Origin of the sequence: Pseudoalteromonas sp. meg-B1, from assembly GCF_003173795.1 — a bacterium.
Lineage (GTDB): Bacteria > Pseudomonadota > Gammaproteobacteria > Enterobacterales > Alteromonadaceae > Pseudoalteromonas > Pseudoalteromonas undina.
Window position 1 is genome coordinate 1,453,371 of record NZ_QGQU01000001.1, and the last position, 15,681, is coordinate 1,469,051.

Annotated in this window: 14 protein-coding genes; 2 read left to right on the forward strand and 12 right to left on the reverse strand. The window is 39.3% G+C overall.

Translation table 11 applies throughout. The annotated features are described in order from the left end of the window. Positions 1-39 precede the first annotated feature (39 nt). The 6 genes from DK924_RS06925 to thrS form a co-directional block, all read right to left on the reverse strand. Positions 40-681, reverse strand: a complete 642-nt coding sequence (locus DK924_RS06925; RefSeq protein WP_109874688.1) for an MBL fold metallo-hydrolase — start codon at positions 679-681, stop codon at positions 40-42. A 1-nt stretch (position 682) separates the two neighbouring features. Beyond that, positions 683-2,500 carry a M14 family metallopeptidase gene (locus DK924_RS06930; protein ID WP_109874689.1) on the reverse strand — a complete coding sequence of 606 codons (1,818 nt, stop codon included), beginning with the start codon at positions 2,498-2,500 and terminating at the stop codon, positions 683-685. A gap of 306 nt (positions 2,501-2,806) precedes the next feature. Then, positions 2,807-3,169: a 50S ribosomal protein L20 gene (rplT, locus tag DK924_RS06935; RefSeq protein ID WP_008110477.1), complete on the reverse strand. Its 363-nt coding sequence runs from the start codon at positions 3,167-3,169 to the stop codon at positions 2,807-2,809. A gap of 15 nt (positions 3,170-3,184) precedes the next feature. Continuing rightward, the gene (rpmI, locus tag DK924_RS06940) at positions 3,185-3,385 is read right to left on the reverse strand and encodes a 50S ribosomal protein L35 (RefSeq protein WP_004587840.1); all 201 of its coding nucleotides are present in this window, start codon (positions 3,383-3,385) and stop codon (positions 3,185-3,187) included. Between the two features lie 212 nt (positions 3,386-3,597). Next, positions 3,598-4,158 (reverse strand): translation initiation factor IF-3, encoded by a 561-nt coding sequence (gene infC / locus DK924_RS06945; protein ID WP_008466946.1) that lies wholly within the window; start codon positions 4,156-4,158, stop codon positions 3,598-3,600. Positions 4,159-4,217: 59 nt separating this feature from the next. Further along, positions 4,218-6,128, reverse strand: coding sequence for a threonine--tRNA ligase (thrS, locus tag DK924_RS06950; RefSeq protein ID WP_008466944.1), 1,911 nt, complete (start codon positions 6,126-6,128; stop codon positions 4,218-4,220). Between the two features lie 374 nt (positions 6,129-6,502). Here thrS and DK924_RS06955 point away from each other — a divergent pair, with 374 nt between their 5' ends. After that, positions 6,503-6,949, forward strand: a complete 447-nt coding sequence (locus DK924_RS06955; protein WP_010389888.1) for a DUF3010 family protein — start codon at positions 6,503-6,505, stop codon at positions 6,947-6,949. A gap of 169 nt (positions 6,950-7,118) precedes the next feature. After that, entirely contained in the window at positions 7,119-8,852 is a 1,734-nt protein-coding gene (locus DK924_RS06960) for an AMP-binding protein (RefSeq protein ID WP_109874690.1), read from the forward strand. A 45-nt stretch (positions 8,853-8,897) separates the two neighbouring features. Here DK924_RS06960 and DK924_RS06965 read toward each other — a convergent pair whose 3' ends face one another. From DK924_RS06965 to DK924_RS06990, 6 genes are all read right to left on the reverse strand, one after another. Continuing rightward, positions 8,898-10,004, reverse strand: coding sequence for a GGDEF domain-containing protein (locus tag DK924_RS06965; RefSeq protein WP_054200856.1), 1,107 nt, complete (start codon positions 10,002-10,004; stop codon positions 8,898-8,900). A gap of 181 nt (positions 10,005-10,185) precedes the next feature. Further along, entirely contained in the window at positions 10,186-11,538 is a 1,353-nt protein-coding gene (gene gdhA / locus DK924_RS06970) for an NADP-specific glutamate dehydrogenase (protein WP_109874691.1), read from the reverse strand. A gap of 402 nt (positions 11,539-11,940) precedes the next feature. After that, positions 11,941-12,414, reverse strand: coding sequence for a DUF1456 family protein (locus DK924_RS06975; RefSeq protein ID WP_055011902.1), 474 nt, complete (start codon positions 12,412-12,414; stop codon positions 11,941-11,943). 98 nt (positions 12,415-12,512) lie between these two features. Continuing rightward, positions 12,513-13,757: a lipoprotein-releasing ABC transporter permease subunit gene (locus DK924_RS06980; RefSeq protein WP_109874692.1), complete on the reverse strand. Its 1,245-nt coding sequence runs from the start codon at positions 13,755-13,757 to the stop codon at positions 12,513-12,515. Beyond that, entirely contained in the window at positions 13,747-14,445 is a 699-nt protein-coding gene (lolD, locus tag DK924_RS06985; RefSeq protein ID WP_109874693.1) for a lipoprotein-releasing ABC transporter ATP-binding protein LolD, read from the reverse strand. Before lolD ends, DK924_RS06980 begins: the two co-directional genes overlap by 11 nt. Further along, on the reverse strand, positions 14,438-15,655 hold the full coding sequence (locus DK924_RS06990) for a lipoprotein-releasing ABC transporter permease subunit (protein WP_109874694.1): 1,218 nt from the start codon (positions 15,653-15,655) through the stop codon (positions 14,438-14,440). The genes lolD and DK924_RS06990 overlap by 8 nt, the downstream gene beginning before the upstream one ends. Positions 15,656-15,681: the final 26 nt, after the last annotated feature.

A 15,681-nucleotide genomic window follows, 5' to 3' on the forward strand; every position in this document is an offset into this window, starting at 1 on the left:
TTTAAAAAGCAGTCTGCATATTTTTAACAATTAAACACATCAACCAAACTGACCACTTACAAACGGATTGGTTGCCTTCTCATTGGCGACATCGGTATCTTCACCATGGCCACTTAAAATTGCGGTACTCAGTGGCAACGTCATTATATGGGCCTGTATTGAGCTAATAAGCTGCTTACTGTCTCCTTTTGGAAAATCAGTACGCCCGACTGAGCCTTTAAATATAACATCACCCACAATAACGGTGCTTTGCGTGTCTTGATAAAATACAACGTGGCCTGGGGTGTGCCCTGGGCAATGCAGTACTTTAAATACAAGTTGGCCAACTTGTATGGTGTCACCATGTGCTAGCCACTCATCTGGGTAAAAAGCATTGATAGGTTTAAATCCAAACATAGTGGCTTGCATTGGTAAGTTATCAAACCAAAAGCGCTCATCCTTGTGTGGGCCAATAATTTTTATATTGTGTTGCTCACGTAAACTATGAGCACCACCCACATGGTCTAAGTGTCCATGGGTTAACCAAATTGCTGACAAGCTCAAGTTATGCTGTGTTAGTGTTGCATTAATTTTGTCAACATCACCACCGGGATCAATCACCACAGCTTGCTGGGTTTGCTCGCATACTATAATTCGGCAATTTTGCATAAACTGCGTTACGGGAATTGTGATTATTTTCATCTTATATTTCTTTATCTTTTTGCGCTGGAATAACTATATCTTGTTCATATGACATTAAAATTGGGTATTTTAAATAAGCTTGGTCGTAAAACGGGCTATGTTCATAGAGCCAATTTAAACGCGCCTCAGGATTAGTAGCAAATGCTTTATCTTGCTTTAGTTTTTTATTAAATGCTTCGGCTAATTTAGGATCATCACTGAGCATTTTCTCAGCGAATGGGAGCAATGCGTAATTTTCCATATACTCTGTTCGCTGAAAAATCGTATTAAATTCCCCCCATGCAAAAAAAGAGTCAGGTGCTTCTGGATGCAATAAATGCACAGCTAACTCGCCTGCTTTTTGTTGGGTACTGACTTCAAACCAACCATCTAAATCGACATTCGTGGCCGGTTCATAGTTAAAACGTGCCGACACTCTAAATCGCCCTTCAAATGGTGCTTTATCAAAGCTATATTGCGCCACTTTTGCCATTTTTAACGGCTGAGTATTGGCGCCACTGAGTTTATTAATTGATACCCCATGTAAAGCAAGCTTTTCGATAATATCGGTATACACTGGCGGGATAAAAAACGATTTAGGGACTTCAACCGTGTGCTGTACTTCTTTTTGCCAAAAAATAGGCAGCTTGTCATAATCTTGCTCTTTACCTAAATAACTTACTTCTTGCTGATTTGATAAAGCATTCATATTCTTAGAATAAGCAATGCCTTTAAATTTGATATGATCAGCTTGCTCAGCGTAACCACGTTTAACAATTAATTGCTTAGGCACAAATTGCTGTTCTTTTTTTACCGCATTGGCGAGTTTATCTTTATGGGTTGCTAACGCTTCAATAGCACCATCTATAAACACATAAGTCCCTAGCACGCGTTGCTTATAGGGTTTTAAAGAATGGTTTTCGACTAAAATAGTTGGCAATGACCTTAAATCACCCCAGCCATTAGAAAAACGAGGCGTCGCCACCCAACCTGCTAAACCTGATTTAAATTCTTGTTTATCCATAACAAACACTAAAGGGCCATGGATATGTCCTTGCTCAGTTAAGGTTTGATCAATAACAGGTTTAAAGTAACGGTTGAGTGCATCCGAAATAGCGGGCGACTCGCTAGCAAATACTGGGTTATAGCCGTAGGTGACATCATATTGGTAATCGGCCCCATCAGTCACATGCACGTCTATATATAAATTAGGATTATAATCGTTAATGACTGCAAGTACGCTTTTAACCTCGGGGGTATCTAATTTAGTGAAATCACGATTTAAATTAAGGTTATTAGCATTTGTTCTAAAACCCATTTTTACTGGGCCGCGCTGATTGATTCGATTAAATGCACTACTGCGTTCATGCCCATCGACATTAAGAATGGGAATAAATAAAATATTTACCTTTTTTAATATATCGCGACGTTTACCCGTGGCAATATCTCTAAGCAACATAAACATTGCATCTTTACCATCAATCTCACCGGCGTGAATACCAGCCTGAATAAGCACAGTTGGTTTAGTGCTGTTAGCCATTTGCCCAGCATCAAAAAAGCCTTGTTCGCTGGCAATCAACATTTTTATTGCACGTTTACTATTACTATAGCCAATCGTTTTTGATTTAAATTGAGTGGGATTAGCCGCTACCAACCTATCAACAAATGCCATGGTATCAGCATAATTAGGAGACGAGACTCCTGCAGAAATTTCAAAGTCTGTGGTTAAAGGTCCCTGTTGTTGCAATAGCGATGTGCTCGCACCTTCCCATGGTAATAATGGCGGTAAATGACTGTTATTCGCCATACTTGCAGATAAAACCAATAAACTTATAAACATATACTTCTCTAGCAAACGCATTAATTAAAAAAATTATAGCAATTAAAGCTTTTTAGATGCCAAAACTGCGGTAGTTCAACAAAAAAATGCAGCCAACTGCAGTTCCCTTTGATGATTTGCTCAAGTACTGATAAAAACATAATTAATATCAACCTTAAGAGCAACAATGAACATGCCTAAAATTCTGGTTTAGCTAATTTAAGTTAAATGGATACACGGAACTAAAAGGTATGACATAGCTAAAGCAGTAAATAGCAGGCACAAAAAAAGGAGCCATAGGCTCCTTTTCAATACTTATACAAAAACTTAAGCTGCCGCTAGGCCTTCTTTTGCTTTTGCTACAAGCGCTGCGAATGCAACTTGGTCGTAAACAGCGATATCTGCAAGGATCTTACGATCGATTTCTACAGATGTCTTTTTAAGACCATTGATAAAACGGCTGTAAGACAGACCATTTTGACGTGAAGCAGCATTGATACGTGCAATCCATAATTGACGGAAAGTACGTTTCTTAGCACGGCGGTCACGGTAAGCGTATTGACCCGCTTTAGTAACAGCCTGGAAAGCTACGCGGTAAACACGTGAACGTGCTCCGTAGTAACCTTTCGCTTGTTTTAAAACTTTTTTGTGACGTGCACGTGCGACAACGCCGCGTTTAACTCTTGCCATTTCTAAAAACCCCTATTAAGCGAATGGTAACATACGTGAAACTAGACCATGGTCATTTTTATGAACCATCATCTTAGGACGTAGGTGTAACTTACGCTTAGAAGTTTTCTTAGTCAGAATGTGACGAAGATGCGCTTGTTTACGCTTGAAACCGCCAGAAGCAGTCTTTTTGAAACGCTTAGCTGCGCCTCTGTGACTTTTTAGCTTGTAAGCCATTGCAATAACTCCAATTGTATTGCTTTAAAATTAGTAAGAAGGCGTGAGATATATTGCTATAGCTCCACTTTAAAGGCCTAACTTACTGCTATGTTCCGGTGAAAACCCGATATAAATACCGCAATTTTACTTTAAAACCGGTTAACTCAGGTGGACATTTTCATATCACTTGCAAACCTGAGCTAAATTCGGTGCGTATTATCGCCTAATTATTACTTTTTAGCAACCGGCGCCATCATCATAACCATTTGACGGCCTTCAACACGATTTGGGAAAGATTCAACAACTGCTAATTCTTCTAAATCGGTTTTAATACGGTTTAATAATTCGATACCAATTTCTTGGTGAGCCATTTCACGACCACGGAAGCGGATAGTTATCTTAGCTTTATCGCCAGCTTCTAAGAACTTGCGTAAGTTGCGTAGCTTAACCTGATAATCACCTTCATCCGTACCTGGACGGAATTTGATTTCTTTAATCTGGATCTGCTTTTGCTTCTTCTTCTGCTCTTTTAGTTCTTTGCTTTTTTCAAAGATGAACTTACCGTAATCCATAACCTTACAAACAGGCGGCTCAGCATTTGGACTGATCTCTACAAGATCAACACCCGCTGCATCAGCCATAGCTTGCGCGTCTTTTAATGACTGAATTCCAGCTTGTTCGCCGTCGATGTCGATTAAACGAACTTCTTGCGCTGTAATTTCTTCGTTAATACGATTTTTTTGAGCTGTTTGTTGCCCTTTCTTGCCGCCTCTAATAGTACGTTCCTCCAAGAATATCAATAATATAAGCGTGTAGCTGGCTATTTTTGCTTGCCCTACACGCTCGATTTTTACTGTCGATTTTTGATTTCTTCACTGATTTTAGCTACAAAATCATCGACATTAAATTTGCCTAGGTCTTCACCTGTGCGAGTTCGTACTGCTACTTCTTGTTGCTCAACTTCTTTGTCGCCAACAACCAATAAGTAAGGAATACGCTTAAGTGTATGCTCACGGATTTTAAAGCCAATCTTCTCATTTCTCAAGTCAGCAGCGGCTCTAATTCCAAGTTTATTTAATTTTTGTACAATTTCCTGAACATACGGTGCTTGTTTATCGGTGATATTCATAATCACCACTTGCTTAGGCGCAAGCCACGTTGGGAATAAACCAGCATACTCTTCTGTTAAAATACCGATAAAGCGCTCAATAGACCCTAATATAGCGCGGTGTATCATAACAGGTGTACGTCGTTCGTTATTTTCAGCCACATATGTTGCGCCTAAACGACCAGGTAATGCAAAGTCTAGTTGCACTGTACCACACTGCCACGCTCTGTCTAAGCAATCGTACAAAGTAAATTCAATTTTAGGACCATAAAACGCCCCTTCACCTGGTAGGTAATCAAATTCAATGTCATTTGCCTTAAGTGCATCAGCAAGTGCAAGCTCAGCTTTGTCCCACATTTCATCTTCGCCAATACGTTGCTCTGGACGAGTTGAAAGTTTAACTACAATTTTTTCAAAGCCGAATGTTTCATACGTATCGTAAACCATTTTAATACAGGCCGATACTTCATCCATGATTTGCTCTTCAGTACAGAATACATGCGCATCATCTTGGGTAAAGCCACGCACACGCATTAAACCGTGAAGTGCGCCTGATGGCTCATTACGGTGACAACAACCAAACTCAGCCATACGCAGTGGTAAATCACGGTATGATTTTAAACCTTGGTTAAATATTTGTACGTGACCAGGACAGTTCATTGGCTTGATTGCGTATTCACGCTTTTCAGATTCCGTGGTAAACATGGCTTCTGAATATTTTTCCCAGTGACCTGATTTTTCCCATAACGAACGGTCCATCATCATTGGACCTTTTACTTCTTCGTATTGGTACTCACGTAATTTTTCACGCACAAATTCTTCTAATTCACGGTAAATGCTCCAACCATCGTTGTGCCAAAATACCATGCCTGGCGCTTCTTCTTGCCAGTGCCATAAATCAAGTGCTTTACCAATACGACGGTGATCACGTTTTTCAGCTTCTTCTAAACGCTTTAAGTACGCTTTAAGTTGCTTTTTATCGCCCCACGCTGTGCCGTAAATACGCTGCAGCATTTTATTTTCAGAATCACCACGCCAGTATGCACCTGCTACCTTCATAATTTTGAAGTTTTGACAGAATTTCATGTTAGGAACGTGTGGTCCACGACACATGTCTACATATTCTTCGTGGTGGTATAAACCTGGGCGATCATCTTGAGCAATATTTTCGTCAAGAATTTCTATTTTGTATGTTTCGCCACGCGCCGCAAACGTGTCGCGTGCTTCTTGCCAGCTAACGGTTTTTTTCACTACATCGTAGTTTGTTTTTGCAAGCTGTAACATACGCTTTTCAATAGCATCAAGATCATCTTGAGATAACGAATGTTCCATATCAATATCATAGTAAAAACCGTTATCGATAGTAGGACCAATCGCCATTTTAGCGTCTGGGAAAAGTTGCTTAACTGCATGACCAATTAGGTGGGCACAAGAATGGCGAATAATTTCTAAACCATCGTCATCTTTTGCTGTAATAATTTCAAGACGAGAGTCGGCTGAAATTAAATCACATGCATCCACACGTTCGCCATTAACACGGCCGGCGATGGTTGCTTTAGCAAGACCAGGGCCAATATCGTTTGCAACATCAAGCGTGCTTACAGGGTTTTCAAAACTACGCTGACTACCGTCAGGGAGAGTAATAACTGGCATTATAAATCCTTACATACAGTGGTGACACCTACAATGTATCACGTGTATTTTTTAATTAATTAAATGAGAATGACTCGACAACGCTTTTACGAATAAGCATTGACTATTTTTCGCCCTCAAAGGCTAATGTAGATGCTGAGTCTGCTCAACTACAAAAAAGATATTGTCGCGTGCTGCAGCGTTAATTACAAGTTTTAAGCTACTAAAAACCACGCATTTTTAACATAAATGTGCAATTAATAACTTTTCTTCAGTCACGCCGCATCAAATTAACGTAAAGCACTATATTAAAGCAGCACACAAAGTGCTTAAACTCGCATTTTAATGCGTGTTGCGTATAATAACCGGTAATTAAGTTATAGTAGAGATTAACAATGAGAACATGTGGTGTAGAAATTACCGGTAGCGATGTACTACTTTGTATTTTAAGTAAAGATAACGACGTTTTTGATATTCGTGACGTGCGCCAAACACGCTTTACCTTAGGTAACGGTAACGACACTGAAATAATGCGTAAATTTCAATTTGATTTTGCAAAGCTGATGCAAGATTACCAAATTGATTCTGTTGCCATTCGCGAACGCCAGCCCAAAGGTAAATTTGCAGGTAGCGCTAAAGGGTTCAAAATGGAAACGGCTATTCAATTAATCGACAACCTCGATGTTCGCGTGTTTTCAACTACTGAAATAAAAGAGCAAGTAAAACGCAACCCTATCCCTATCGCGTTCGAAGACACTGGTCTTAAAAAATATCAAGAAAATGCATTCGTTAATGCTTACGTTTATATCATGAAAAAAACCTACCGCAGCGACGAAATGTAATACCAATTGCATCCTTGTGAAAACGCGTAATAGCTCAATATTACGCGTTTTTTTATGTCTAAATTTTCAAATAAAAGTGTAAGACATTAGTCTAACCCCCTTCCCTTTGTCGACAATTCATGTTTATTTAATCAACAAGCCTTGGATAGATAAAAACATGGAGAATGTCATGAAAGCGACACAAACAGTGCATAAAGAAGTAGAACAAATAAACACTATACCGCTATCAAATAGTTATTTTAAGGGGATTCAAAGCACACCGCTAATAGAGCAAACTATTGGAGAATACCTTGACTCAATTGTCGACAATAACCCAGAGGCATTGGCAGTTGTTGTTGCTCACCAAAATATTCGCTTAAACTACAAGGAGTTTCAGCAGCAGATTGATCAGCTTGCTATGGGGTTGTTGGCATTAGGGGTTAAATCAGGTGACAGGGTCGGTATTTGGTCACCCAATAATATACAATGGTGCTTAACTCAATTTGCAACGGCTAAAATCGGCGCAATCATGGTGTGTATTAACCCAGCTTACCGCCCCAGTGAACTGCAATATGCACTTAATAGTGTTGAATGTTCCACGCTTATTACTGCTACCTCATTTAAGGGCAGTCACTACGTTAATATGCTAAAAAGTTTAGCCCCAGAGCTAAATAGTTGCCAAAAAGGGGAATTAAAAGCCGATAAGCTTCCTTCATTAAAAAATGTAATTTGTATAGGTGATGAGCCAGTAAATGGTATGTTTTCGTTTAATGAAGTACTCGCCATGCCCACAGACGCTCACAAGTTTGAACTTCAAGCAGTGGCAAAAACTCTAAATTGTAATCAAGACATTAATATTCAGTTTACCTCTGGCACCACAGGGAATCCTAAAGGGGCTACGCTAACGCATAAAAACATTCTTAATAATGCACTGCTTGTTGCCCAAGCAATGCATTTTACTGAACATGATAAGCTGTGTATCCCTGTACCACTTTATCATTGCTTTGGCATGGTTTTAGGCAGCTTATTGTGCGTAAGTAAAGGCGCTGCAGCTATTTATCCAAGTGATTCTTTCGATCCAAAAACCACATTAGAGGTGGTACAACAAGAAAAATGTACCGGGCTTCATGGCGTGCCTACCATGTTTATAAGCGAATTAGAGCTTAATAACTTTAGTGATTATGATTTAAGTACATTACGAACCGGCGTTATGGCAGGCTCAACCTGCCCCGAACAAGTTATGCGTAAAGTACAAACACTAATGAATATGAACCAAGTCGTTATAGCCTATGGACAAACAGAGTGTAGCCCAATCAACAATATCACTGAAACCGACTCATCAATTGAGCGTCAAGTCACCACTGTAGGACGAGCGCTTGCGCACACTGAAGTAAAGATTATTGATGAGGTGGGTGAAGTTCAAAAAATAGGCCAACCAGGTGAAGTCTGTAGCCGTGGAGCTGGTATTATGCGTTGCTATTGGAACGATGAAGAAAAAACCAAAGCTACTATCGATAATCAAGGTTGGTTACATTCTGGCGATTTAGGGGTAATGGACAGTGAAGGCTTTGTTAGTATTGTTGGCAGAATTAAAGACATGATTATTCGCGGCGGAGAAAATATATATCCCCGTGAGATTGAGGAAGTTTTATACACCTACCCAGGGATACAAGATGCGGCAATTTTTGGTATTACCGATGAAAAGTTTGGCGAAGAAGTCTGTGCCTGGATCCAGCCTAAAGAAGGTGAAGTGCTTGATGAGCAAGCAATTCGATTATTTTTAAAAGACAAACTCGCCTACTTTAAACAGCCTAAATATATTCGCTTTGTTGAACATTACCCGATGACGGTAACCGGAAAATTGCAAAAATTTAAAATGCGCGAACAAATGCAAGAAGAGCTCGCCGAATCTGCATTTTCATAAGCTGGTTAAATGCAAAGCACTATCAGCTTAGTGCTTTGCATTGTCCTACTCAATTTCAGGTTGTTTAGGAACAACAAAGTCAGTAATACTTATATTTCGTCCTGCATTTTTAGCTTTATAAACCCCTACATCAGCTGTTGCCAACAATGATTTAATTGAAGGTCTATATGTAGTGTATTTATCAATTGCAATACCAGCAGAGACAGTAATACGGTTAAAGGGTGAATACTGATGTGCAATCGGGTCGTCTGCAAAGCGTTTAGGTAAGTCACTCAACCAATCTAACTCATTCGCCTGTAATGTTTTTACCAATATAAATTCTTCACCACCAAAACGCACCACAATATCAGCGTCACAATGTTTTAGTCGGTTTGCGACTGCTATTAGTACGTTATCTCCCTCTAAGTGGCCGTAGTTATCGTTATAATTTTTAAAATAGTCGACATCAATCATGGCTAACCCTAAATATTGTGATGGCGCTAACTTGTTAATTAATGCTTTACAGCGTCTATCAAAACTATGCCGATTATGCATACCTGTCAATTGATCGGTATTGGCTTTTTCAGTTTCAAATAATTCCGCTTTATATTGCTTTCTTAATAGGGTATCTAGTTGATATTGCACTATGGCCAATACAATAACTATGCTGAAATAAAAATAAAGTGTCCACGCAATCGAAGTAGAAGAAAAAAGCTCAATAAATATCAGGGCAATGCCAATTATTGACCATAAAACCAGTTTATGTCCTAAGTGCAGCATCGGTATGGCTATAAATGCAGCAGCTACAAGCATAGGTCCACCCTCTTTTAATTCACTATAGCGTTGCACATATTCCCAAAAGAAATAACTAAATAAAAAACAAAATAAAACCGCATAACTGAAAAAGCGCGAATGCAAGTACTCTGAACTTAATGTTCTATTTACAATAATGAGAACTATCGATAACAACACCATAGTTACGCGTAAAATTGTTATGGTTGAATTGGCAGGCTCTTGTTGATTAAGCCAAGACATAAAAATAAAAGACAATAAAAACAGTGTTACTAGATAGAGTGATGCATCAGCAAGACGCATTGAGCTTTTATTGAGTTGATTTTGGAAGTTGTGCTCTGTTGCACTTGAAAAATAAAAAATTGCGGGAATAAGACGCACCGGCACTCTCCTTAATAAGCTCACTTATCCTTATCCACACTATAGTTTATTGTTATTAATTAGCGAGTTAAATTTACCTTATTAAATAATATTATACATTACTTTTGCTATATCCTGAACAATGCCTGCTCAAGATATAGATAAAAATTATTGGGTTCACTAATAAATAGCCGAGGCGTCGCTATACAACGCCCTGTTCAATCATTGCATCTGCTACACGTCTAAATCCAGCAATATTTGCACCAAGTAACAAGTTACCGGGTTGATTAAATTCTTTTGCGGTATCGTTAGCTGTAGTGAAAATATCTTTCATTATTTGCTTTAACTTTTCATCTACTTGCTCAAATGTCCAGCTTTGCATACTGGCATTTTGTGCCATTTCTAATTGGCTCGTTGCCACCCCACCTGCATTTGCTGCTTTGCCAGGTCCATAAGCAATTTTTGCTTCTATGAAACAATCAATCGCTTCTTTGGTTGAAGGCATATTTGCTCCTTCACTGACTAAAGTACAGCCATTTTCAAGTAGTGCTTTTGCATCCGCTTGGGTTAATTCATTTTGTGTAGCACAAGGAAAAGCCGCATCCGCACTGTAACGCCATACAGCATGACCATCCTGAGGGTACTCATCGCGAGGCGTATACTTTGCCTGAGGGTGAGTATCTAGGTAGTCACTTAAGCATCCTCGTGAGTGCTCTTTTAATTGCTTAATAAGTTTTAAGTCAATGCCACTCTCATCGTACAAAGTGCCTTTTGAGTCACTACAGGCAATAGGCGTAGCCCCTAGTTGATATAATTTTTCCATGGCATAAATTGCCACATTGCCAGAGCCTGAAATTAAACAGCGTTTTCCTGATAAGCTGTCATCACGATCTTCAAGCATATAGTTAGCAAAATACACTGCGCCATAACCCGTTGCTTCTTTGCGAGCTAGCGATCCGCCCCAAAGTAAACTTTTACCGGTTAGTACGCCTTCATAGCGCCCTGTTAAGCGTTTGTATTGGCCAAACATATAACCAATTTCTCTCGCCCCTACGCCAATATCCCCTGCAGGTACATCGGTTGTAGGGCCGATATGGCGATATAACTCGGTCATAAACGATTGGCAAAAACGCATTATCTCGCCATCAGAGCGTCCTTTAGGATCAAAATTAGCGCCTCCTTTGCCGCCGCCTATAGGCAAACCAGTCAGTGCATTTTTAAAAATTTGTTCAAAGCCTAAAAATTTTATGATGCTGGCATTTACACTTGGATGAAAACGTAAGCCGCCTTTGTAAGGGCCAAGCGCCGAATTAAATTCGATACGGTAGCCTTTATTAACTTGAATATTGCCCTCGTCATCAACCCAAGGCACGCGAAACATTAACTGACGCTCTGGCTCTACCATTCTTTGAATAATTGCTTGTTGTTGGTAATGACTGGTTTGCGCAAATACAGGCTCTAGCGAGTCTAGCACTTCTTCTACAGCTTGATAAAACTCACATTGCGCAGGACTCGTCTGCTTTAATTGCGCAATTGTTCTGTGTATATAATTCATATTTATTCTTCCATGTGGGTATTTTTTAATTCGAAACAGGAAAAATGATCAACGTTATTGTTAGTGGAGAAATTGATTATGCGATCATTATTTTTACACTTTAACATCATAGATAAACTGGATGCACGTGTTTGATGTTGAATTAAATTGTTGTTTCTTTTGTATAAAAACCCATTAAAAAAGAATTTATATGCTAAAAACACTAGTTTAAATGAATAACACGTTAAAAGTATTAAAAAAATAGTAAAACAAAATACGACTCTACGTTTTTACGAGAGCGACAACATAAAATGCTTTATAAGACTGAAGTTGTAGAAGGATAAGACTAATAATAGCGTAGATTTTAGTGAGTTAGTTTAAGAGGTTTAAATGGAGGTTGCTAATCAACCTCCATAAAATGCATTAAGCTTTTTCGCCATCTGGGCGAAAAGTACGCTGCACACCAGTTAAAAATAAACGTAAAACTTGATCGTTACACACACGGTAATGTTTGTTTTCAACTTTACGTGAAAATGCACTGAGCTCATGCTTACTTAAATCAAAATCAACTAAGGCTAGTGTGGCTATCACGTCTTCTGCTTTCATATTTAAAGCAATACGTAATTTCATAAAAATAATATTATTGTTTAATTTAGTCTCTGGGATTGGCTGCTCACCGTCACGTTTACCGCGCTTAGTGTTTATAAAGCCATTTAAAAATACCGCAAATTCGGTGTCACTTATTGGGGTGTAACCTTGCTCGCCCTCTTTAGTTAACCATGCAATCACCTGCTCAGTGCTAACGCTCTGCTCTGCAGCGGCGAACACGTCAACCATTGCTGAATCTGTTAAATCAAAGGTGTAGCGAATACGGCGTAAAATATCGTTATTTGTCAAAGTAAATCCCAAGGTAAATAAGTGCTCAGCAAACAAAAGCTGTTTAATAGCGGCGCAGTTTATCAGAGTTACACTAAGCGCCCTATTAAATACTGTGTTTAATTACCCAATACTTTTGCCGGATCAACACGTGTTGCTTGCCATGCTGGATACAGCGTCGCCAATATTGCAAGCACAAAGGTGGCAATAACAGTTAACACTATATCTTGCCAAACTAATTTACTCGGTAAGAATTCGATAAAATACACACCTTCTAGCGGATTTTCACCCAGCAATAAACTCAGCCAAGTAAAGAGCTCACTAATATTGATTGCTAGAATGACCCCAATAATAGAGCCTAATACTACGCCAACAAATGCTTGAGTTAAGCCTTGCATTACAAAAGTAGCCAATATAGTACTGTCTTTGGCACCCATGGTTTTTAAAATGGCAATATTGCCTTCTTTTTCGCGCACTTCCATCACTAAAGACGAAACAATGTTAAAACTGGCGACTGCAATAATCAAAAACACCACAATATAAACAATTGTACGCACCATTTGAATGTCTTGATACAAGCTGCCTTGGGTTCTAAACCAACTCGATATATACACATAATCAGTGACTGTTTGCCCTACTCTCAGCGCTATTTGGTGCGCTGCAAACACATCATCAACTCGTAAACGTAAGCCGGTTACTTGGCTTTGATCGTAGCCTAAGGTTTGTTGGGCTTTGTTAAGGTGAATAAACGCGGCACTGCTATCAATAGGCCCGCCCATTTCTATAACGCCTGCGAGTGTCAATGTGACCCGTTTTGGCGCAAGTAATGATTGCCCTTTTTCACTAATTTGGGGGATCAATAAAGTGACATTGTCGCCTATTGATATATTAAGTTGAGTGACAATTTGCTTGCCTAAAATAACATCCTCAAGTGCTAGCTGACTGACTAATTTACCTTGTGTAAATTGGTTAACCGCTGATACGTCACTCTCTAGCGAAGGCTCAACACCACGTATTTCAACTGCTTTTAATTGGCTTTTAAATTGCGCCATACCATTTACTGCTATAAATGGGGCTGCTCCTGTTACTTGTGGTTGCTGTTTTAATTTTTCGACTTTGCTGGGCCAATCAGCAATCGGCCTGCTTGGTGCTACATATTCAACTTGTGGCACTACACTTAATAAACGATGAACCAATTGTTGTTCAAAACCATTGATCACCGATAACGCCACAATTAAAACGGCAACACCAAGTAAAATACCAATAGTAGATGCCTTAGCAATAAAACTAACAAACGCGTTTTTTTCATCTTTATGGCCTGAATAGGCTCTGAAACGTTTACTTATAAAGGCACTAAGCAACATGGTTTGACTCTTTTATTGATAATTTACCATCATCTAAATACGCTATTTTACCCAGCTTGTCGGCAAGTTCTAAATCATGAGTCACCACCACAAAACTGGTGTTTAAACTTTTATTTAACTGGTTAATTAAATCGTAAATTTTAATCGCGTTTTGCTTATCTAAATTACCCGTTGGCTCATCTGCAAGAACCAGTGCAGGCTCAGCCACTAAAGCACGCGCTATGGCAACACGTTGGCGTTCGCCACCAGAAAGTGCCGACGGTTTATGGCTACTTCTGTGCGCAAGGCCGACTTTATCGAGCATGTCGAGAGCTTTTACATTTGCTTCTTTGGCACTCAAGCCTTTTATTAACAGTGGCATAGCAACATTTTCAACCGCACTAAATTCCATTAATAAATGATGAAATTGGTAAATAAACCCTAAGTTTTGATTTCTAAACGCGGCTTGTTGGCTGCGAGAAAGTTTAGCCACATCTTGGTTTTTGATTTTTGCACTGCCAGAACTGGCGGTATCTAAGGTACCCAAAATATGCAATAAGGTACTTTTACCTGAACCTGAGCTACCTACAATAGCTAGCATTTCACCTTGGGTTAGGGCTAAATCAACCCCTTTTAATACCTCAACTTGGTTTTGCCCGTCTTGGTACACTTTACTTATTTGTTCACAACTAATTACTAAATCATTCATAACGTAATACCTCGGCTGGGTTTACTTTAGCGGCCTGTCGCGCGGGATATAAAGTCGCTAAAAAGCTCATTGCTAAGCTTAAAAGCGCAATCACACTTAAGCTAAGCGCATCAAATTTGACCGGCAGTGAAATCCCCGATAATAAATTTAAGCCAACCAACGCCAGCAGTTCATTAATATATAAGCTAAATAAAATACCTAAAGAGGCACCTACTGCCGTACCAATCACACCGTTATATAAACCTTGAACCATAAATACAGTTTGTACTTGGCTTGGCGTTAGCCCTAGTGTTTGCAGTATCGCAACTTCGCTTTGTTTTTCACTCACCATCATGGTGAGCGCCGACACAATATTGAACACCGCCACCAGCACGATTAAGCCCAATAACATAGACATAATGCGTTTCTCCATCGCCACAGCGGCAAATAAAGTGCCTTGGCTACTGCGCCAATCGGTGTATTTAAAATTCTTTAGAATAAGTTGGCTGTCTTGAATAAATTCATCAAGTGCAAATGGCTCATGCAGTGACACACTTAAATTAGGGGGTGTAGAGCTACTTTGCTTTAATACTCGTTGCAATGACACACCACTGGTAAATGCCAATCCCATGTCAATTTCTGAACCAGTTTCGTAAATAGCAGCAATTTTGAATAAACGCTGGCTAGGAACACGACCAATGGGTGTATAAGTTGACGCATTGGGCATAATAACGCGCAGTTTATCGCCCAAGCTAACGCCGAGTTTACGGCTTAGATAACGGCTAATAGCAATGTGATAATTATTATTTAATACACTTTGCCAATTGCCCTGCACTACTTTGTCAGTAATTTTATAAAGCGAGCCATCATTATCATAGAGCCCTTGCAGCAGCACACCATGCAGGTCTTTATTTGTTTGTAGTATAGCTTCACCATGGCGGTATAAACTAACATGATCAACATACGGTGATTGCTCAAGATCGGCTTTAAGAGTATTCATTTGCGCTTTAGAGTGTTGTTTTGCCTGCACTTCAACGTGTGGAATGAGTCCGAGCATATTCATTTTCAGGCTGCTTTCAAAACCGTTCATGACACTACTTACTGTAAAGAGCGCCATTAAACCAATCGCTATACCTGCAATAGAAAAAAAAGAAATAAACGAAATAAACGCATTGCCTTTGGAAGAGCGACTATATCTAAGTCCGATAAACAGGCTAACAGGTTGAAACATATTAATTAAAACATTAATGCTAAAAG